Source organism: Amycolatopsis anabasis (genome assembly GCF_009765355.1).
GTDB lineage: Bacteria > Actinomycetota > Actinomycetes > Mycobacteriales > Pseudonocardiaceae > Amycolatopsis > Amycolatopsis anabasis.
Map to the genome: position 1 here is coordinate 136,032 of NZ_VTHK01000006.1, position 18,289 is coordinate 154,320.

General features: G+C 72.2%; 21 protein-coding genes. 9 read left to right on the forward strand and 12 right to left on the reverse strand.

Annotation, left to right across the window (positions count from 1 at the left end; all coding sequences use genetic code 11):
* Positions 1 to 10 precede the first annotated feature (10 nt).
* Positions 11 to 943: an LLM class flavin-dependent oxidoreductase gene (locus FXO23_RS10210; RefSeq protein WP_158883292.1), complete on the forward strand. Its 933-nt coding sequence runs from the start codon at positions 11 to 13 to the stop codon at positions 941 to 943.
* On the opposite strand, the gene FXO23_RS10215 is transcribed toward FXO23_RS10210, so the two are convergent.
* The 4 genes from FXO23_RS10215 to FXO23_RS10230 all read right to left on the reverse strand — a co-directional run bounded on the left by FXO23_RS10215 (position 924) and on the right by FXO23_RS10230 (position 3,092).
* A complete protein-coding gene (locus FXO23_RS10215) occupies positions 924 to 1,475 on the reverse strand; it encodes a TIGR03086 family metal-binding protein (RefSeq protein WP_158883294.1) in 552 nt (183 codons plus the stop codon). The genes FXO23_RS10210 and FXO23_RS10215 overlap by 20 nt on opposite strands.
* A 150-nt stretch (positions 1,476 to 1,625) precedes the next feature.
* Positions 1,626 to 2,105 carry a hypothetical protein gene (locus FXO23_RS10220; protein ID WP_158883296.1) on the reverse strand — a complete coding sequence of 160 codons (480 nt, stop codon included), beginning with the start codon at positions 2,103 to 2,105 and terminating at the stop codon, positions 1,626 to 1,628.
* Complete coding sequence (locus tag FXO23_RS10225; RefSeq protein WP_179956737.1) at positions 2,065 to 2,349, reverse strand: hypothetical protein; 285 nt, start codon at positions 2,347 to 2,349, stop codon at positions 2,065 to 2,067. The genes FXO23_RS10220 and FXO23_RS10225 overlap by 41 nt, the downstream gene beginning before the upstream one ends.
* Positions 2,343 to 3,092 (reverse strand): PucR family transcriptional regulator, encoded by a 750-nt coding sequence (locus FXO23_RS10230; protein WP_158883298.1) that lies wholly within the window; start codon positions 3,090 to 3,092, stop codon positions 2,343 to 2,345. The genes FXO23_RS10225 and FXO23_RS10230 overlap by 7 nt, the downstream gene beginning before the upstream one ends.
* A 173-nt stretch (positions 3,093 to 3,265) precedes the next feature.
* On the opposite strand from FXO23_RS10230, the gene FXO23_RS10235 reads away from it, so the two are divergent.
* The 3 genes from FXO23_RS10235 to FXO23_RS10245 all read left to right on the forward strand — a co-directional run bounded on the left by FXO23_RS10235 (position 3,266) and on the right by FXO23_RS10245 (position 5,609).
* Complete coding sequence (locus tag FXO23_RS10235; RefSeq protein ID WP_246257100.1) at positions 3,266 to 3,787, forward strand: sigma-70 family RNA polymerase sigma factor; 522 nt, start codon at positions 3,266 to 3,268, stop codon at positions 3,785 to 3,787.
* A 182-nt stretch (positions 3,788 to 3,969) separates the two neighbouring features.
* Complete coding sequence (locus tag FXO23_RS10240; protein ID WP_158883300.1) at positions 3,970 to 4,719, forward strand: hypothetical protein; 750 nt, start codon at positions 3,970 to 3,972, stop codon at positions 4,717 to 4,719.
* A 248-nt stretch (positions 4,720 to 4,967) separates the two neighbouring features.
* The gene (locus FXO23_RS10245; RefSeq protein ID WP_158883302.1) at positions 4,968 to 5,609 is read left to right on the forward strand and encodes a hypothetical protein; all 642 of its coding nucleotides are present in this window, start codon (positions 4,968 to 4,970) and stop codon (positions 5,607 to 5,609) included.
* A 36-nt stretch (positions 5,610 to 5,645) separates the two neighbouring features.
* On the opposite strand, the gene FXO23_RS10250 is transcribed toward FXO23_RS10245, so the two are convergent.
* The 3 genes from FXO23_RS10250 to FXO23_RS10260 are packed head-to-tail and all read right to left on the reverse strand — an operon-like array spanning position 5,646 to position 7,698.
* Positions 5,646 to 6,419, reverse strand: coding sequence for an IclR family transcriptional regulator (locus FXO23_RS10250; RefSeq protein WP_158883304.1), 774 nt, complete (start codon positions 6,417 to 6,419; stop codon positions 5,646 to 5,648).
* A gap of 41 nt (positions 6,420 to 6,460) precedes the next feature.
* Positions 6,461 to 7,180, reverse strand: coding sequence for an anti-sigma factor family protein (locus FXO23_RS10255; RefSeq protein ID WP_158883306.1), 720 nt, complete (start codon positions 7,178 to 7,180; stop codon positions 6,461 to 6,463).
* On the reverse strand, positions 7,177 to 7,698 hold the full coding sequence (locus FXO23_RS10260; protein WP_158883308.1) for a sigma-70 family RNA polymerase sigma factor: 522 nt from the start codon (positions 7,696 to 7,698) through the stop codon (positions 7,177 to 7,179). The genes FXO23_RS10255 and FXO23_RS10260 overlap by 4 nt, the downstream gene beginning before the upstream one ends.
* Before the next feature lie 146 nt (positions 7,699 to 7,844).
* On the opposite strand from FXO23_RS10260, the gene FXO23_RS10265 reads away from it, so the two are divergent.
* Positions 7,845 to 8,657 carry a ferredoxin gene (locus FXO23_RS10265; RefSeq protein WP_246257101.1) on the forward strand — a complete coding sequence of 271 codons (813 nt, stop codon included), beginning with the start codon at positions 7,845 to 7,847 and terminating at the stop codon, positions 8,655 to 8,657.
* Positions 8,654 to 9,880: an NAD(P)/FAD-dependent oxidoreductase gene (locus FXO23_RS10270; RefSeq protein ID WP_158883310.1), complete on the forward strand. Its 1,227-nt coding sequence runs from the start codon at positions 8,654 to 8,656 to the stop codon at positions 9,878 to 9,880. Before FXO23_RS10265 ends, FXO23_RS10270 begins: the two co-directional genes overlap by 4 nt.
* Positions 9,881 to 9,918: 38 nt before the next feature.
* On the opposite strand, the gene FXO23_RS52220 is transcribed toward FXO23_RS10270, so the two are convergent.
* Both FXO23_RS52220 and FXO23_RS10280 read right to left on the reverse strand, forming a co-directional pair.
* Positions 9,919 to 12,738 carry an ATP-binding protein gene (locus FXO23_RS52220; protein WP_158883312.1) on the reverse strand — a complete coding sequence of 940 codons (2,820 nt, stop codon included), beginning with the start codon at positions 12,736 to 12,738 and terminating at the stop codon, positions 9,919 to 9,921.
* A 370-nt stretch (positions 12,739 to 13,108) separates the two neighbouring features.
* The gene (locus tag FXO23_RS10280) at positions 13,109 to 13,528 is read right to left on the reverse strand and encodes a histone-like nucleoid-structuring protein Lsr2 (protein ID WP_158883314.1); all 420 of its coding nucleotides are present in this window, start codon (positions 13,526 to 13,528) and stop codon (positions 13,109 to 13,111) included.
* Positions 13,529 to 14,040: 512 nt separating this feature from the next.
* On the opposite strand from FXO23_RS10280, the gene FXO23_RS10285 reads away from it, so the two are divergent.
* Positions 14,041 to 14,472: a PaaI family thioesterase gene (locus tag FXO23_RS10285; RefSeq protein ID WP_158883316.1), complete on the forward strand. Its 432-nt coding sequence runs from the start codon at positions 14,041 to 14,043 to the stop codon at positions 14,470 to 14,472.
* Between the two features lie 44 nt (positions 14,473 to 14,516).
* Here FXO23_RS10285 and FXO23_RS10290 read toward each other — a convergent pair whose 3' ends face one another.
* From FXO23_RS10290 to FXO23_RS10300, 3 genes are read right to left on the reverse strand one after another with little or no spacing between them, the layout of a single operon-like run.
* Positions 14,517 to 14,858, reverse strand: a complete 342-nt coding sequence (locus tag FXO23_RS10290; RefSeq protein WP_158883318.1) for an MmcQ/YjbR family DNA-binding protein — start codon at positions 14,856 to 14,858, stop codon at positions 14,517 to 14,519.
* Positions 14,859 to 14,891: 33 nt separating this feature from the next.
* Complete coding sequence (locus FXO23_RS10295) at positions 14,892 to 15,770, reverse strand: alpha/beta fold hydrolase (RefSeq protein ID WP_158883319.1); 879 nt, start codon at positions 15,768 to 15,770, stop codon at positions 14,892 to 14,894.
* Positions 15,767 to 16,207, reverse strand: coding sequence for a helix-turn-helix domain-containing protein (locus FXO23_RS10300; RefSeq protein ID WP_158883321.1), 441 nt, complete (start codon positions 16,205 to 16,207; stop codon positions 15,767 to 15,769). Before FXO23_RS10300 ends, FXO23_RS10295 begins: the two co-directional genes overlap by 4 nt.
* A gap of 119 nt (positions 16,208 to 16,326) precedes the next feature.
* On the opposite strand from FXO23_RS10300, the gene FXO23_RS10305 reads away from it, so the two are divergent.
* Both FXO23_RS10305 and FXO23_RS10310 read left to right on the forward strand, forming a co-directional pair.
* Positions 16,327 to 17,010 carry a TetR/AcrR family transcriptional regulator gene (locus tag FXO23_RS10305; protein ID WP_158883323.1) on the forward strand — a complete coding sequence of 228 codons (684 nt, stop codon included), beginning with the start codon at positions 16,327 to 16,329 and terminating at the stop codon, positions 17,008 to 17,010.
* A gap of 158 nt (positions 17,011 to 17,168) precedes the next feature.
* Complete coding sequence (locus FXO23_RS10310) at positions 17,169 to 18,152, forward strand: helix-turn-helix transcriptional regulator (protein WP_218951941.1); 984 nt, start codon at positions 17,169 to 17,171, stop codon at positions 18,150 to 18,152.
* Positions 18,153 to 18,289 lie beyond the last annotated feature (137 nt).

An 18,289-nucleotide genomic window follows, 5' to 3' on the forward strand; every position in this document is an offset into this window, starting at 1 on the left:
AAGGACCACCATGCCTGTGCGAATCGGGGCCGGATTGCCCACGTTCGGCCAGGGAGCCGGGAACGCCGTCCCGGACATCCCGGCCCTGGCACGCGCGGCCGAACAGTCCGGTTTGGACGCCGTCTGGGCCGGTGACCACCTGAGCACCGGCAATCCGTTCCTGGAGAGCACCGTCGCGCTGGCCGCCGCGGCCGCGGTGACCGAGCGGCTGTCGATCGGGTTCGGCGTGCTGCTGCTCGCGCTGCGCCAGGAAGCCTGGGCCGCCAAGCAACTCGGCTCCCTGCAATGCCTGTCCCGGAACCGGCTCCTGCTCGGCGTCGGCACCGGCGCGGGCTCGCCGGGCGAATGGGCCGCGGCCGGGATCCCCCGCGCCGAACGGGGCCGCCGGACCGACGCGATGCTCGCCGCGCTGCCCCGGCTGCTCGCCGGCGACGCCACCGAACTGGGCACGGTGCCGGGCGCACCGGTGACGGCCCTGCACCCCGCGGTGGCGATGCCGCCGCTGTGGATCGGCGGCGGCTCGGACCGGGCGTTCCGGCGCGTGCTCGACCACGGCGCCGGCTGGCTCTCCTCGTTGCTCGCGCCGGAGGAGTTCGCGCACCGGCTCACCGCGCTGAGCGCGATGGCCGCGCGGCGGGGCCTGCCCGCCCCGGACGCGGGCACCACCGTGTTCGCCGCGGTGAGCCGGAACGGCCACCGCGAGAAACGGGACCGGATGGCGCGTTTCCTGGGCTCCCTGACCGGCCGGTCCCCGGCGCAGCTGGAGCGGCTCGTGGTCAGCGGGCCGCCCGAGGCGCTCGCCGAACGGCTCGACGAGTACCGCCGGTCCGGTGCCCGGACCTTCGTGGTACACCTGCCCGGACCCGACTGGGCCCGCGACTACGAACTCCTCGCCGAAGCCCGCGCGCTCCTGGTACCGGCCGTTACGGGGTCCGGCCGGTGACGGCCAGGATCCGGTCGAGCAGCGGCGCGTCGGCGGGAACCTCGACCGCGGGCCCCCACAGGCCCTCGACGGGGGCCTTCGGGACGAATTCGGCCACGTGGTCGAGGCAGGCGCGCAGCGTCTCCCCGGGCAGGTCGAAGGGCTGCCCGGTGGCCTGCGCGAGGTCCCAGCCGTGCACGACCATCTCGGTGAGCGCGATCCTGCCCCAGAGCCGGTTCGGCAGCTCCGGACCCGCCGCCGGGCCCATGCCCGCCCAGGCCGCGGGGTCGTCCCAGGCCTCGCCGAGCGATCGGACGTGCCGGGTGACGGCGGCCCGCCAGCCGTCGCCGAGGTGCGCGGCGGAGGCCTCGGCCCGGACGTCGACGGGCTCCTTGCGCGCGACGGCGGTGAGTCCCCGCGCCGCCTCGCCGACGTGGTCGATCAGGTCGCCGACGGTGTACTCGGTGCACGGGGTGGGGCCGGTGAGCCGCTCGTCGGCGATGCCGTCCAGCACGTCGATCATCCGCTGGCAGGCCGGTTTCAGGTCGATCATCGTTCCTCCCGGTGGTCGTTCACCAGGATGTCGGAACCGACTCGCCGGTCTCGACATCCCCCGGGCGGTTCGCTGGCGCGAGTCCCCCGTTCCGGAAGGGTGAGTCCCTCGTTTCGGTCTATCGAGTTCCCCGTTTCGGTAGGTGGGTGGTTACCAGCCCCGACCGGCGAACAGGGCGGCCCGGGCCATCGCCACGACCGTGGACCAGGGCGGCAGCGGGCGGCCGGCGACCGGGCGGTCGATCCACCGCACCCGCCCGCGCGGGAGGAGCGACGGTGGCAGGGAAATGGTGGCGCCCAACGGTTTCCACCCGACATCGGCCCGCAGCAGGTCCTCGCGCGTCTTCTCGCTCATCTCGGTCCGCGGCCGGGTCAGGAAGATCCAGTCCGCCGGGTCGCCGGGGATCCCGATGATCGGTCCGGTCACCAGGTGCATCCGCAGCAGGGCGTTGACCTCCCCGCCGAACGCCGCACGCATGACCAGCGCGTCCACGGTCTCACCGATCGGCAGTTCGAGCCGTGTCCCGGAAGTGTCCACTGTGGTCGGCCAGTCGAACGTGCCGCGGTACCGGCGGGACACCGCGGCGAGGTCAGCCAGCACATCGGGGGCGGTCTTCTCGGTGGTGGTCAAGGCGGAACTCACTTTCCTCGGTGGATGCGGATTCGGCCCGCGGCGGATCCTCCAGAACCGCGTCGCGCAGGGCCGCACGGAACCGGCCGACCTGCAGGGCCGTCAGCCGGGCGGTTCCACCGTGCGGGAATTCCACCTCGACGGCATCGGCCACCCGGCGGATATGTATCCGGGCGGTCCAGCCGCGGTGATCACGGCAGGGAACCCGGCGCCCGGGGCGGCGGCCCAGGAACCGGCTCAGCATGATCGGCCCTCCCCGCGCAGCAACCGCTGGGCGGCCAGCGCCACGAGCAGTTCCAGGCGCAGGTCCGGATCGGCGAGCCGCTCGCCGAACAGCGCGGTGAGCTTGCGCAAGCGGTAGCGCACGGTCTGCGGGTGGACGTGCAGCCGCGCCGCGCAGGCCGGTGCGCTGCCCCCGGCCCGCAGCCAGGCGAACAGCGTGTCCGCCAAGGCGTCCCGTTGCGCTCCGGAGCGGAGTTCGAGCAGTGGCGCCAGGCGGTCCTCGACCAGGATGCGGACCAGCGCCCGGTCCTGGACCAGGACGAGCGTCGACAGGTGATCGGCGCAGCGGACGATCCCGGTCGCCCGCACCAGTCCCGCGCGCAGCACCTCGGCCAGTCTGCGCGCCCAGCCCAGCGAGGAGGCCGCGTCGACCGGGGACACCGCGGGCCCGACGACGGCCGTCCGGCCGCGCAGGGTCTCGTCCAGCCCCCGCCAGCGATCGGGGACGAGCAGGCACGGATCCGGCCGGTCGAGGTCGGCCAGCACGTCCGGGGGCAGGGCGATGAGCGGGCTCGAACCGGGCCCGTCCCCGTCGAGCAGCACGCTCGCCACCGAACCGGGCATGGGCCAGCCCGCGGCCCGGGCCAGTTCGGCCAGCGGGCTCGGGCCGCGCGGCCGCTCACCGAGCAGTACGCGCAGCAGGTCCCGCTGCCGGTGCCGCACTTCGGCGGCGGAGTGCGGCGCGTCGACCATCGAATCGGGCATCACCGGTCGCTCCCTTCGTTCTTTCCCGGGCATACGGGCGACTCGGGGAAACCGGATCACAATTTCCCGGCGGATGTACCGGTGAGCGGGACTCGTTTCCGATCTTTCGCGGCGAAATTAGCATCCTGCGCGCATTCCGCCCGAATCCGCACTTCGACGCTCAAGGGGAATTCGTGCCGCATCCATCGGACGACGGCGACTGGCACCACCGCGATCTGATCGACACCCTGTGGCAGCTGCGGGGCCCGCTGCTGGCACACACCATCAAACTGACCAAACAGGACAGACACTGGGCCGAGGACGTGGTCCAGGAAACCCTGCTCCGGGCCTGGCAGAACGCGCACAAGCTCAACCGGGAGCTGGACATGCTCCGCTCGTGGCTGTTCACCGTGGCCCGCCGGATCGTGATCGACACCTGGCGCACCAGGAAGGCCCGGCCGCACGAGGTGGAACTTTCCGGCACGGAGGTCTCGTCCTCCTCCGACGCCACCGACGGGGTGCTGGCGACCATGCTGGTCGACGAGGCCGTGCGGCACCTCAGCCACGAGAACCGCGACGCCGTCCGCGAGGTCTACCTGAAGGGGAACACCGTGCGGGAAGCCGCCGACGCGCTCGGGGTGCCGGTGGGCACGATCAAATCGCGGCTGCACAACGCGCGGCACGCGATGCGCGCCCGGCTGCGCGAGGCCGGATGAACTCCCGTGCCGCCTCCGCCGGGTGGCGGATGCACCCGGTGCGCCCCGGCACGCGGCGCGCGGATCCGGGTGCGCACGTTCCGCGCACCGGCCGATGTGCGGCCGGGGGTGGAAAGCGCACAGTGGACTCGACGACAACGCGATCGTCGCTTCCGTTTCTCGCTTTCGCTGGAGACCCGTCGATGCACCGAAATGTCCCGCGCCGCCTGCCGCACCTCGCCGTGGGGGCGCACCACGGCCCGGCCGAGGGCGCCTGCCTCATGGAGTGCGTCTCCGTGGTCGCGGGGGAACCGTGGTCGGACCGTCCCGCCTGCACCGATCCGGTGCTCGCCGCGGCCGCCCGGGGAGCCAACGACGCGCTGCCCGACGAGGAGCGGCAGCGGTTGCTGCCCCTGGTCCCGCGGTTGGCGAGCTCCGCCGGAAGCGAACCGCATACCCGCCGGCTCGCCGCGTGGTGCCTCCGGCAGGCCGCGGCCACGGTCGATCCGGCCTGGCAGGGCGGGGTCGGCGCGGCCGCCGCGGTCACCGCCCGGCTCCTGCTCGGCCGGGAAGTCCCGGCGGCCGCGGTGGACCGGGCCCGCTCGTGCCTGCGCAAGATGCGGCTGTGCTCGGCGCCGGGAAAACCGGCCTGGCTGGCGGGAAGCGCGGTCGGCATGCTGTTCGACGCGGTCGCCGGCCCGGGCGCCGCCGAGGCCGACCGGTACCGCGCGATGACCGCCGCGGCCTACCACTGCGCGCTCGCGGCCCGGTCGCCCCGGACGTTCCTCATCCGGCTGCTCGAGTTCCACGAGAGCCGCACCGCCGATCGGCGATCCGTTCCCCCGTACCGGAACTGGCGCAACGAGCTCGCACCGCTGGCCCGGCTCGGCCCCGATGTCCGAGCTTCCGAATGTACGGATTGGACGATCCGGCGCGGAAATCTCCCCGCCTGACCGCCAGAATTCGGTTCCGGCGGCTTCCCCTCCCGCTGGAACCGGACGCCCCGCCACCGCGGGGCACCCGTCGCACCGGTGTGCGCCCCTTTCCCCTCCCGCGCACCCGGTGCGACGACCCACCGGCGGTTGTCATCCCGATGACAACCGCCGGTGTTTTTCTTTTTGGTTTTCCCTCAGGACACCGAAATCGGTTCCCGGATAGCTTTGTTCTCGCCCTTGTCGGCAACTGGAGAGAAATGGAACAGATGACAGACGAACAATCCACCGAAAACCGTGCGGCGAAACGATCGCGGGCGGTCGGGGCCACCGTGCTGGGACTCGCCGCCACGGCCGCACTCGCCGCCCAGGCGCCGGCGGCGGCCGCGGCGCCCGGCGTGGACCCAGGCTTCCCGGACAACGTCGGCAACGCGGGCGCGAGCTTCACCGTGCGCGCCTACCGGGAGATCGCCCTCCTGCCGAACGACGAATACGTCCGGCTGCGGAAGGACGTGCTGGCCCTGGACGAGAACCGGGTTCCGGGCCGGACTCCCGAGGAGATCGTGGCGCTGAAGCGCAGCTTCTCGTCCAACGGCTGCACCCTGGTCCCCGATCTGGGTGCGGAGCGGGCCTGCGAGCAGCACGACTTCCGGTACACCGTCGGGCCGACCGTGTACGCGAACGACCCGTCCGGCGCGCGGGCCGACCGCGAAGACGCCGACGACCAGCTCTACCGGAACACGAACAACGCCTACACCGTCGAATGGGCCGGCGCCCTGCACGCGATCATCAAGTACTACGGGACCACCCTGTTCGGCCGCGACCTGTACTCCCCCACCAAGGTCGTCGGCCCGGTCTACCGGAGCGCCGAGGAGATCCGGGAACTGGTGCGCGCCGCCCAGGCCGGGTGAACCCGGGGAGCGGATGCCCGGAACGAGCCGGACCGTTCAGGGCATCCGCTCCGCGTGGCCCAGGCGGCGGGAGACGGCCGCGGCGGCCGCGCGCACGGCGTGGCCGAGTTCGTCCAGGCGCAACAGGATCCCACCGGCCGGGGCGAGGACGGTCAACGCGCCCACCGGCCGCCCCGAGCGGTCCAGGACCGCCGCGGCCACCCCGCCGATCTCGGGTTCGCTCTCCACGTTGTCGATCGCCCAGCCGCGCGATCCGGTCTGCTCCAGTTCGGCGAGCAGGCCGTCCCGATCGACGATCGTGTTGGGCGTCAGGCGGTCCAGCGGCATCCCGCGAACCCGCTCGGCTCGTTCCCGTGGCGGCAACGCGGCGAGCCACGCCTTCCCGGACGCGGTCGCGTGCCACGGCCACCGCGCGCCCAGCCGGAGATCCTCCCCGGCGACCGCGGGAAGCCTCGATTCCCTTGCCACGTAATCGATTCCGTCCACCTCGGGCACGGCCAGGTACACGACACCGGGCACTTTTCGCGCCAGGCCGCGCATCGGCGGCGCCGCGGCCCGGCGCACCTCGGCACCGGACAGCGCCCGCAGCGCGAGATCCACCAGCCGGACCCCGAGCCGCACGCGGCCGGTCGCCGGATCGGCTTCCAGGTAACCGAGTTCCTTGAGCGTGTGCACGGCGCGGTACGCGGCACTGCGGCTCAGTCCCAGCTCCCGCGCGATCGCGTTGGTGGAGACCTCCTCGTGCAGCCCGACGTGCTCCAGGATCGCCAGGCCCCGCTCCAGCGTGCCCGCGTGGTCCAGGGCGGTCATCGCTCGCTCCCTCCGCTGCCGCCGCAACGTATCGCAGTACCCTAGGCCCGGATCGCCAGCAAACACCGCCCGTCACCGGTCCGCACCTCGAACGACCGGATGCCGGTGACCGGCAGGCCCGCCGTCCCCCGCACCCGGCGCGGCGCGGCGAACCCCTGGTCCGGCGCCACCCATTCGGCGACGGCCTGCTCCCGGCCGTCCGCGGCGATCGCGACGAGCCGGTAGGGGCCGGGGCCGGGCAGCCCCGACACTTCGGCTTCGACGCCCGTTCCGGCGCCCGCGGCGGTGAGCACGAGCGTGGCGGCGACGTTGCCGGCCGGATCCTTCGCCGAAAGCGTCCGGGGCGTGGTGGCGCTGGGCGGCGGTTCGTCGGGAGGCGTGCTGATGACGGTCACCACGGGCGGGGCCGTGGGGGCGGCGGCCGGTCGCATCCCGAGCAGGACGATGACCGCGACGGCGAGCGCGGCCGCCGCGAACGCGATCCGCGCTCGCCGGTTCCGGGCGGCGCGGATCCGAGTGAGCAGGGCGCGCAGGCATTCCTCGTCCCGCGCCGCGTCCTCCGGTTCGGCCGCCGGGAAGGCCGCCAGGACCCCGTGTTCCGCGGCGGCGTCGAGCAAATCGGGCAACTCGGCGAGTTCGGTCAGCTCGAGCTGGCAGCCGCGGCAGTCCCGCAGGTGGTTCTCGAAGGCCGCCAGTTCCGCGGATTCCAGCGCTCCGACGACATAGGCGGCCACATCGGTGTGGGCCGGTCGCGCGGTCATGCCGAGGTTCCCTCCCGCAGGGCCAGGCGCAGGATGCGCAACGCGTTGTACAGCCGGGCCTTCACCTTCCCCGGCGGCACGCCCAGATCCCGGGCCGCTTCGCCCACGGTCCGGCCCAGCAGGTAGGTCGCCACGATCGCCTCGCGGTGCTCGGCCGAAAGGCCGCGCAGCGCCTGGACGATCACCTCGACCGGTTCGGGACGGTCCGGTGCCGCGGGCGGGCTCGCGCACCTCGCCCGCCCGCCGCGCCGCCCCTCGGCGACGACCCGGCGGGCCACCGTGAACAGCCACGCCCGCGGCACCCCGGATTCGCGGCTGAGCCCGCCCACGTTCCGCCAGGCCCGGAACAGGGTTTCCCGGACGACTTCGGCCGCCCACTCCCGGTCGTTGCCGGTCAGCCGCAGGGCGAACGCGAACAGGGCGCCGCGGAACTGCCGATGCAGCAACGCGACCAGTTCCTCGTCGCGGCGCCGGGGCGCTTCGGCCGGTGGGAAAGGCGATCGGTCGCGTCCGGTCATCGATTCCATGTGGAGGACGTACGGAACCGGCGGCCACCGGGCCCTGTGAGCTGCACCACGCGAGGTGGCCGTGAACCTCACTGGCCCGCATTCCGTATGCCCGTCCGTCCCCAGCCGCGCGACCACCGATCGATCCGAGGCCCTTCGTGCTCCTACCGCTGCTGCACCAGTTGCCCTCGCCCTCCCCGCACGACGCGGGTATCCGGCAGGTTTCCGCGCTGTCCGCGCGGCTGGGCTACGCGTTCATGTGCCTGGCCCTGTCCTGGGGCGTGCTGACCGCCACCGGCTGGGTCCACCGGGTCGTCGGGCGGCAGGCGGTGCGCGGCACCCATCTGGTCTTCGTGATCTTCACCCTGGCGTTCGGCGTGGTGCACGCCGCCGCGTTCCTGTTCCTCGAGGACCTGCCGGTCACCCCGCTCACCCTGACCGTGCCCCTGTGGCGGAACGGCCCGCTCCGGCACGCGGCGGGGATCCTCGGGCTGGAGCTGATGACGGCGGTCGCGATCACGGCCGCACTGCGCCGCTGCCTCCCGTACCGCCGCTGGCTGCGGCTGCACCAACTCGGCTACCCCGCGGTCGGGTTGACGGCGGTCCATTCGTGGCTCGGCGCCGCGGCCAACGGGCATCTCCCCCTGCTGTCGCTCGGCGGGGTCACCTTGCTCGCGCCCGCGGCGACCCTGACCTTCCTCCGATTCGTGCCCGCGGCGGTGCTCACCCGCCTCGGCCTGGTGGAAGAACCACCCGCGGGCCCGCCGCGCCCGGGTTCCGCGGTGCGGGTGAGCGTGGACAACCAGCGGTGCCGCCTGTACGGGATCTGCCGGGGCGAAGCGCCCGGACTGTTCTGGCTCTCCGCGGACGGGCGGCTCCGGTACCGGACCCGGCCGAACGCGAGCCAGGCCGACGCCGTCTTCGCCGCGGCGCGGTCCTGCCCCATGCAGGCGATCCAGGTGAGCCGATGACCCGCATCGTGCTCGCCGGGGCCGGAGTCGCCGCGCTGCGCGCCGCGGAACGCCTGCGGGAACTGGGTTTCGACGGCGAGGTGATCCTGGTCGGCGCCGAACCGGAGTGGCCGTACCATCGGCCCGCCCTGGCCAAGCAACTGCTCACCGGCACGCGACGACCCGGTGACCTCGCGCTCGCTTCCTACGGCCGGCTCGATGTGCTGTGGCGGCGCGGAACCGCGGTGTCCGCTGTGGACACCGGTCGCCGGGTGCTGGCCCTGCCGGGTGGTGAGGAACTCCGCTACGACGGCCTGATCATCGCGACCGGGGCCGAAGCCCGGCACCTCCCCGGCGCGCCGGTGCACGATCCGCGGGTCCACGTGCTGCGGACGGTGGCCGACGCGGTGTCGCTGCAGCGCACCCTCGGCCAGGACCGGGGCCCGGTCGCGATCATCGGTGGCGGGTTCACCGGCTGCGAGATCGCGTCCAGCCTCCGCGAACTGGATCGCGAGGTGACGATCGTCAGCCGCGGCCCGGTGCTGCTGCGCGACGCCGTCGGCGCCTACCTCGGCCGGAAGATCACCGAACTGCATGCCGCGCACGGCGTCCGGCTCGCGCTGGGGGCCACCGTGCGCCGCTGGATTCCCGCCCGCGGCGGGATGGCGCTGTACCTGTCCAACGACAAGGTGCTCGTCGCCGGCACGGTCGTCGTCGCGGTGGGTTCGGCGCCCGCGGTCGGCTGGTTGCGCGGCTCGGGCCTGTCCGTCGCGGGCGGCGTGCGGTGCGGCGCGACCTGCCACGCGCTGGGCGCGGCGGACGTCGTGGCGGCCGGTGATGTCGCCCAGTGGCCCAATCCGCGTTTCGACGAGATCCCGCGCCGGGTGGAGCATTGGCTCAACGCCGGGGAGATGGGCCGGGCCGCGGCGGAAAGCCTGCTCGCCGGGGCCGGGGCGCGCCCGTTCACGCCGATCCCCCGGTTCTGGTCCGAACAGCACGGCATCCGGATCCAGGCGGCCGGGATGCCGTCCCTGGGGCGGGACACCGTGGAGTTGCTGGCCGGGCCGAGCGGGGGAAACCGCGTGGTGACGGGGTTCGTGCGCGACGGGAGCCTGATCGGGGTGGTCGGCCTGAACAGCCCGGACGAGATGCTCAAGTGGACCGCGGAACTGGCCCGCCAGCGAGCCTGGCCACCCGCGCCAAATGTCGTTGCGGCGCACCAGGTTCCCGGATCGCGGCGATGATCCGGCTCCGGGCGCGCCACGGTCCGCTCGCGCGGTCGTCACGCCTCGCGCTGGGCGAACCGGGTCGCGATCTCCACCCGCGAAGTCGCGCCGAGCTTGGCCAGGATGTGCGAAACGTGGGTCTGGACGGTCCGCCGGGAGATGAACAGCCGCGCGGCGATGTTCGGATTGGACAGTCCCTGCGCCACCAGATGGGCCACTTTGGACTCGGTCTCGGTGAGGCTTTCCCAGCCGCTGCGGGGCCGCCGGCGGGTGCGGACCCCGCGGCGCACGCCGAGTGCCCGCAGTGCGGCTTCGATCCGGGAGAGATCCCAGTCGGCGTCGAGGGCCTGGTAACGCGCCGCGGCGAGGGTGAGTTCGCGTTCGGCGGCGGTGCCGTCGCCGCGCCCGGCGAGCAGGGCGGCGAGATCCTCGCGGCAGCGCGCCTCGGGCCAGGGCATCTGCCGGGTCCGGAACAGCTCGGCGGCCACGCGTAAGGACTCGGCGTCCCCGCCCAGCAGCCCCTCGCACCACCGCAGGCCCGGCACGACGACGGTGGGCTCGGCGTTTTCCGCGTGCCGCGACACGTGTTCGTGGATCTCCCGGGCCCGGGCCGGATCGTCGACTTCGAGGGCGAGCCGGATGGTCTCCGGCGCGGTGATCGGCAGCCAGGTGCCCGGCAGGTTGTCGTCGTCGTACCGGACCAGGTGGTCGAACAGCTCCAGCGCGCGGACGGGATCCCCGGCGCAGTGCGCGTTCCGCGCGTGCGCCCAGCGCGGGAACGAGCCGACGAACGCGTCCGTGGGCTCGTACAGCGGGGCGATCGGCGCGGCCTTCAGATGGGTTTCCGCACCGGCCGAATCCGCGCGGTGCAGGGAGATCAACGCGCCGATCGCGCTCAGCGCCCGGTGCGCGTCGCCCCAGTTAGGCAACTCCTGCCCCGATTCGATCTCGGCGACGGCGTCGTCCCACATCCCGAACGCGAACTGGGCGTAAGCGCTGAGGAGGTGGCTCCACACCATCGCGCCCGGGCCGCGCCGCTCGCTGTGTTCGTGCATCCGCTCGACGACGTCCAGCGCGTCCTGCCGTCGGCCGAGGTTGATGTACATGTAGACCTGGCACTCGTCGAGGTGCTGCTCGTCCGCGTGCCCGGTCCGGCGCACCCGCCGGGCGAGTTCCAACGCCTCCGACGGCCGGTCCGCGCGCCCCGCCAGGGCGGCCAGCGCGGCGACGGCGGTGATCGCCTGCGCGGGCGGCTCCAGCTCCGCCGCGGCCGCACGCGCCCGTTCGGCGACCTCCCGCGCCCGGTCGTACCGGCCGAGGTTGAACAGGCGAACCGAGGCGTAGCCCAGGAAACGAATGCGTTCGGCGGCGGTGACGTCCGGACCGGCCGCCGCGTCCTCGGCGATCCGCAACGACAGTTCCTCGTCGGTTTCCGCCCGCGCGCAGTGGGCGAGCGTCCACCACAAGTGGGTCCGCAGCACGGAGTCGCCGGTGTCGGCCAGCGCGGAGCGGGCGACTTCGGCGGCCCGGACGGTCTGGCCTTCGAGCAGCAGGGCCCGGGCCAGCGTGACGCGGACCCGTTGTGCCCGGGGATCGGCCGGGTCGCTCGCGGAAAGGACGCGGCCGAACAGTTCGATCGCGGTCTCGCGGTCCCGCCCGACGAGCCGGTCGGCGGCCGTCGCCAGCCAGTCCAGCGCGGCCTCCCCGAGCGCGGAACCCGCCAGCCGGAGCTGTTCGGCCACCTTGTCCACCGGGTACCGCGCCTCGGCCAGGGCGAGCCCGATGCGGTGGTGCAGGGCCCGGCGCACCGACAGACTCAGGGTCTTGACCAGCGCCTGCCGGACCAGATCGTGCTGGAACGCGAGTTCTTCGCCCTCCTCGACGAGCAGGCCGACGCGCTGCGCGCGCTCCAGCACGCGGAGCAGGTTCTCGGGGTTCTCCGCCGCGACCAGCGCCAGCGCGGACACCGAGAACGGGCTGCCCAGCAACGCGGCCATGCGCAGCAGTTTCAGCAGTTCCGCCGGGAGGAAGCGCAGCCGTTTCATGATCGTGGTGTGCACCGACTCCCACGACACCGGCCCTTCGGCTTCCGCCGTCCCGGCCCGGATCCCGATCGCCTGCGAATCGGCCAGCACGCCGACGGCCGCGACCACGTAAAGCGGGTTGCCGCACGCCCCGGCGACCGCCCGCCGGAGCGATTTGCCGGGCGTCGCGCCGACGAGCCCGCCCACCAGCCGCACCACGTCGTCCTCCGGCAGGGCCTTCAGGCTGATCGTGTCGGCGCCCCGCTCGAGCATCCGGGCGCGCAGATCGTCCAGTTCCGTGGTCGTGTCGCCGGACCGGATCGACAGGATCACGAGCAGGGGCAACTGCTCGACGATCCGGCTCAACCGGCCGAAGGTCCGCAGGCTCTGCACGTCGGCCCAGTGCGCGTTGTCCAGGGACAAGGCCACCGGCGCCGCTTCGCAGAGGTTCTCCAGCAACGCGATGATCTGCTGGATCACCGAGATTTCGTTGCGCGGGAAGCCGGCGAAGGAATCCGGCGGGCTCTCCCCGCAGATGAACTCCGCCAGCGCCGCGCGCCGCGGATCCTGCGAGCCGCCCAGCAGGTCCAGGCATTCCGCGATCGCGCTGAACGGCAGCCGCGATTCCAGGATGTCGGCCGAACCGTGGCAGAGCTGCAGACCGAGTTCGGCGATCCGCGGCAGGGCATCCCGCAGCAGGGACGACTTGCCGATCCCGGCTTCGCCTTCCAGCAGGAGAACGCCGCCCCGCCCGGACGCCGCCGCCCGCGCGCGAGCGAGAATCGCCTCCAGATCTGCTTCCCTGCCGACGAGCGGGAACGAGTTCGGTCGTGCCATCCCCTGGATGCGCATGCGCCGAGTCTCCTCGCCGCCCGCGACCGCCCGCAACCGCCGATTCGGGAAAGGAGCACCCCCGGAAAGGGCGATCCGCCGGAATTCCCCGAACGATCCGCGACCGGAATTCACCGGGCCGTGGCAATACGCGCTCATCGCCCGCGCGGGAAAATCATTCGTGTTGTGGCTGGAGCGGCGGCCGGGCCACCAGCATCTGGGGGGCGGTAGGCGGTAGGCCGCGGGCCTCGATCCAGTCCACCGGCACGTCCAGGTGGACCCGGCCACGGCGCTCGGGCTCCCCAGCGCCTTCTCGGCGTCTTCTCGGTGGGCCGCGAGGGTCCCAATGCGGCATCGGGGACGGTGCCCGATGCCGCATTGGGGCCCGCGGTTACTTCTTCCTCGTCGTTTTCTTCGCGGCCGCCGCCTTTCGCGGGGCCCGCTTACGCGCGGGTTTGGCGGCGGCTTCCTGAGCGGCCGCCTGGGCCTGGTCGAAATCCGCCACGACGTTGGCCGGGATTCGGCCGCGGTCGGCCAAATCGTAACCGTTGGCCTGAGCCCACGCCCGGATCTCCTGACTGCGCTGCCGCTGCGCGGGATCCGCGGACTGACCCGTCGCCACCCGAACCTTACGGCCACCGACGCGGCGCCCGGCGGCGACGAACCGGGCGAGCTCATCGCGCAACGCCGCGGCATTCTGGTCGGAAAGGTCGATATCGTAATTCACACCGTCCAAACTGAACGGCACGGTCTGATTGGCTGCGCTTCCGTCGAGGTCATCGAGCATCTCGACGAGTACTTTCTTGGCCATGAGGCGGGGTTCCTTCACATGGGGGCGTCTTAATCTCACGATCGAGATCCTTTCCAGCGTAGCTGCCCCACCGCTGTCGAGCCACCGCTGTGCACAACCCCAACGAAACCTTCCTCCGCTCGGCCCAGCCCCGGCCATCCGATGTCCGAGATGCTTTTCCCGTTTCCGCGAGTTCCCCGTTCCGGCACGCGAGTTCCACACTGAGGTTTTCTCAGTGTGTGGTGTGGTGCCGTGCTCGCGGAGTGCCCGGGTGGAGAACTCACCTACCGAAACGGGGGACTCGCACGTCCGAAACGGGGAACTCGCGCCAGCGGGCCCCGCCAGCGCACGAGTTCCGCGTTCGGGGCCGCGAATTGCGCACTCGGGCAGTCGCGTGCGTGGTGCGGGGTGGTTCTGAGTGTGTGGTTCGCGTGCCCGAGTGTGTGGTTCGCGTGCGTCAGTGTGTAGTTCGGTGGCGGGAACGGGGAACTCGCGGGCCGGGATTGTCGGTGGTGGCTGGTTCACTGCGGGACATGGAAACACATCGGGGATTGTTCGAGGAGATCCAGGCCGGGCGGGTGCCGCCGCCGCCCGCCGCGGTCACCCTGGGCTGGGAGTTGGTCGAGGTGGATCCGGCGGCGGGCACCATCGAGGTCGCCTTCAACGCGGGCGAGCACTTGCTCAACCCCGTGGGTGTGATCCAGGGCGGGTTCCTGGCCGCGATGCTGGACGACACCCTGGGTCCCGCGCTCGTGGCGACGCTACCCCGGGGTCAGTTCGCGCCGACGTTGGATCTGCACGTGCAGTTTCTGCGTCCGGCTCGTCCCGGCCGGCTTCGCGGCCACGGCAGGATTGTGCAACGCGGCAGGCAGATCTGCTTCCTGTCCGGTGAGCTCACCGACGCGCGCGGCGGACTCGTGGCCACCGCCAGCGCGACGGCACGGATCCAGGCGATGACCGGCTGAGGCGCCGCCCGTTCACTGTCGCGTTCGGACTCGGCCCGCGCGGGCTACGGGAACGGGTGCTCCTCGACGAGGGGCTCGGGGGCCGACAACCGCCAGGCCTCGTAGAGCAACTCGAGCAGTTCACCGGCCTCGATCTTCGGCAGCTGCACCACGACCCAGCCGAACCCACCGGCCGTGAACTGCACCTCGAACACGTCCGGCCGCTCGGAAACCAGCGCGAGCTGCTCGGACAGGGTCTGCTTCAGACCGGCGGTCCGGGTCCGCGGCCAGTGGTAGCCGAACCGCCTGCCGCACACACTGAACGACGTGTAATCCCTCGCCTGAGCACGCTCGACCTCGGCGAGCTTGTCCACCATCCGCAGGAACTGACCGCTCGACACACCCATGCCGGTCATTCTCACCCACGCCACCGACAGATTTCAGGCGTGCCGCTCCCCTTGCTCTGCACTGGTCAGGAACTCCAGTTCCTCGTCCGGACGCGCCGGAACGAAATGACCCACACCGGGCAGCAGGCGCACCGTCGCGTGCGGTGCGGCGGCTTCGAGCCTCCGCTTGGTCTCCCCGGCGTCGAACATGACGTCCTGCGCCCCGACGAGCACGTGCACCGGCATGGTCAGCTCGCGCAACACGTCGTCGCCGAACACCGGAACGTCACCGGGACGGAACCGGAAGTTCCGCGAAACGAGCTGCACCTGCTCGATGACCCTCGTTACAACGGCCGGTTCCAAGGTGGACAGCCCGGGGCCGAGCACGCCCGCCACCGACATGCGGCGGCCCCGGCGACCGAGCAGGTTCAGCAGGATCGCCTTGACCAGGAACCCCTTCTTCGCCCGGCCGACGCCCGCCGGGCACGACAGCGCCAGGCGCCGCACGCGCTCGGGCCGCCGCGTCGCGTAGTCCAGGGCCAGCCAGCCACCGAAGGAGATCGCCATGATCGAGACGCGCTCCAGCTCGAGGAAGTCCAGTACCGCGTCCAGCCACACCGCGTACTTGTCGGACCGCAGCGGCGGCCGGGACGGCGCGCTGAGGCCGGGCTCGCCGATGACGTCGACGACGTACACCCGGAAACGCGTTGCGAGATCGGAGATCCGATCCAGCCACTGCGTCGAGTTGCCGCCGGACCCGTGGAGCAGCACCAGCGGCGGAGCGGTGGCGGGCCCGGACGCGATGACGAAGGTCTCGCCCTCGGGCGTCGGCACGTGGAGCCGCTCGTTTTCGACCGGCCAGAACTCCAGTTCCTTCAGGTAGCGCTCGCGCAGCAGGCGGGCTCCCGCGTCGGAACGGTAGATGTCGCTCATGTGTCCGGCTCCTCGATCACGGCGCTGATCAAGCCGAAGATGTACGCGCTGGTGGTCAGGCCGCCCAGCACGACGATCTTCAGGTGGGCGCGCTGTTCGTCGTAGATGGTCTCGATGCGCAACTGCTCGTCGCCTTCGCGGCGGTGAGCCGTCGCGCCGGTCAGCAAGGTGCTCACGCGGCTGGCCGTGTCGCGGCTGACCGCATCGATGTCCACGATGCTCGACACCCCCACGTGGCGATGGCGGGGCGTCGAGTCCCGGACGGACGGCTCGGCGGGGCGGCCGGTGAACGCCTCGAGGTCCTCGCGGGCGATCCGGTACTGCTTGCCGATCCGGACGGCCTTCAGCTTTCCGTCGCGGACGTAGTTGCGGACCGTCCGCACGTGCAGGCCCAGCCGGTCGGCAACCTCATCGGCCGTGAACAACTCCTGCTGCATGCGGCTACCGTATCATACCGCAAACTTCTCTGACGTACCCTCAGAAAGGCAGTTTGAGGAACGTTCGAGGATCGCGTCGATGGCAGCAGAACCGGACCCGGACGTATGATTGCCGATCGATGACGCAGACTGATCGCGAAGCATCCGGCCGGGCGCCGCTGAGCCAGGCCGTCGTGCTTTCCGAAGCCGTGTCCCTCGCCGACCGCGAGGGGCTGGACGCGGTGACGATCCGCCGGCTCGCCCAGGACCTCGGCGTCACACCGATGGCCCTCTACTGGCACTTCCGCAACAAGGGCCTGCTCCTGGCGGCACTCGGCGATCGGATCTTCGGCGAGGTGGATCTGACGGTCGACCCGGACGCCCCCTGGAGCACCCAGTTCCGCACCCTGATCCGCGCCCTGGTGACCACCCTGCGGAAACACCCGTGGGCGGGTTCGGTGTTCACGTCCCAGATCTGCGAGTCCCCGAGCTACCTCGCCGCATTGGAGAAGGTGCTGGCGATCCTGCGCGGCGCGGGTTTCTCCCCCGCGGAGGCGACCGACATCTCCCGGCACGCCATGAGCACGGCGATGAGCCTGGTCAACAGCCGGCCCGGGAGCACCGAACAACTCGCCCCGGACGAGGCCGAGGACGCCCAGCGGCGCGCCCGGCTGCACTTCGAAGCGCTGCCCCGCAAGCGGTACCCGCACATCGTCGAGGCCGCCGGGCCGCTCACCACCTGCGAGGACCAGGACTCCTCTTACGAATTCGGCCTCGACCTCCTGGTCGCCGGGGTCGAGGCGATGGCGGCGCGGAAACGCTGATCCCCGCGCCACGGGACACCACCCGGATCTCTACGCCAACCGCGTGACCGTGCCCGCCAGGCAAACCCGTCCCCGCCCAAGGGAGGAGGCTGCGAGCCGCATTGGCGCGGCGCCGGATCCTTCGTCGCCGTTTTTCTTTCGTGCCAAGGAGTTCGCCGATGACCGCCTCGTCCACACCACCTCGGCGGCTGCGGTTCCAGACCACGGACTGCGACCGCGCGGCCGAGTACCTGAGTCGCATCTACGCCACCGGCATCCGGATGACCGGCCGCGGGGACCGCTGTTTCCTGCGCCACATCCGGATGGCCACCAGCACGTTCGCCATCGACACCACCACGCAGACCGACGACCTCGCGTTCACCGTGGAACCCCCGCCGACGCTGCTGATCGCCCGCACCCGCAGCACGACCATGGATTACCGTTCCGGAGGCGCCGAGCACCGATTCGGTCCCGGCGAAGTGTTCCTCGGCAACCGGGCCGAGGACGGCGACCCCTTGTGGGCGCGCTGGCGCGACGGCACCGTGCAGGCCGTCTCCCTCCCCTTCCCGCTGCTGGAGCGGCTGGCCACCGAGACCGGCTGTCCCGCGCCGATCCGGTTCACCGGCCAGGTTCCGGTGACCCCGGCCGCCGCGCACCACCTGGCCACGACCATCGACTACCTCGGCGATGCCCTGCGCGACCGGCCCCAAGCCATGAACGAGCCGCTGGTGGCCGGCACCGCCGGTCAGCTGCTGGCCGCGGCGGTGCTGAGTTCCTTCCCCAGCAACGCACTCACCGCACCCACCGTCGAAGACCGCCACGACGCCCACCCGCGCACCCTGGGCCGGGCCATCGCCTTCATCGAGGACAACGCCCACCGCGACATCAGCGTCGCCGACATCGCCGCGGCCTCCCACGTCACCGTTCGCGCCCTGCAACTCGCCTTCCGCCGCCACCACGGCAGCACCCCGACCGGCTACCTCCGCCAGGTCCGGCTGCACCGGGCCCACCGGGAACTGTTGGCCACCGATCCCGCCACCGGGGCCACCGTCACCCAGATCGCCGCCCGCTGGGGCTTCTTCCACCCCGGCCGCTTCGCCCAGTACTACCGCACCACCTACGGCCGGCCGCCCTCTCGAACCCTGCTCCGCAACGGTTCCTGAGCCACGCCGGAGCAGACTCCGGGCGGCGGGGGGTTCCGCCCGGAGCCTGCCTTCCCGGCAGGGACGGGGTCCGGGTCGACCTGTCCGGGACAGCCTGGCGGCCGCTGCCCCAGCCTGCCGCCCCCGAGCCCGCCGCA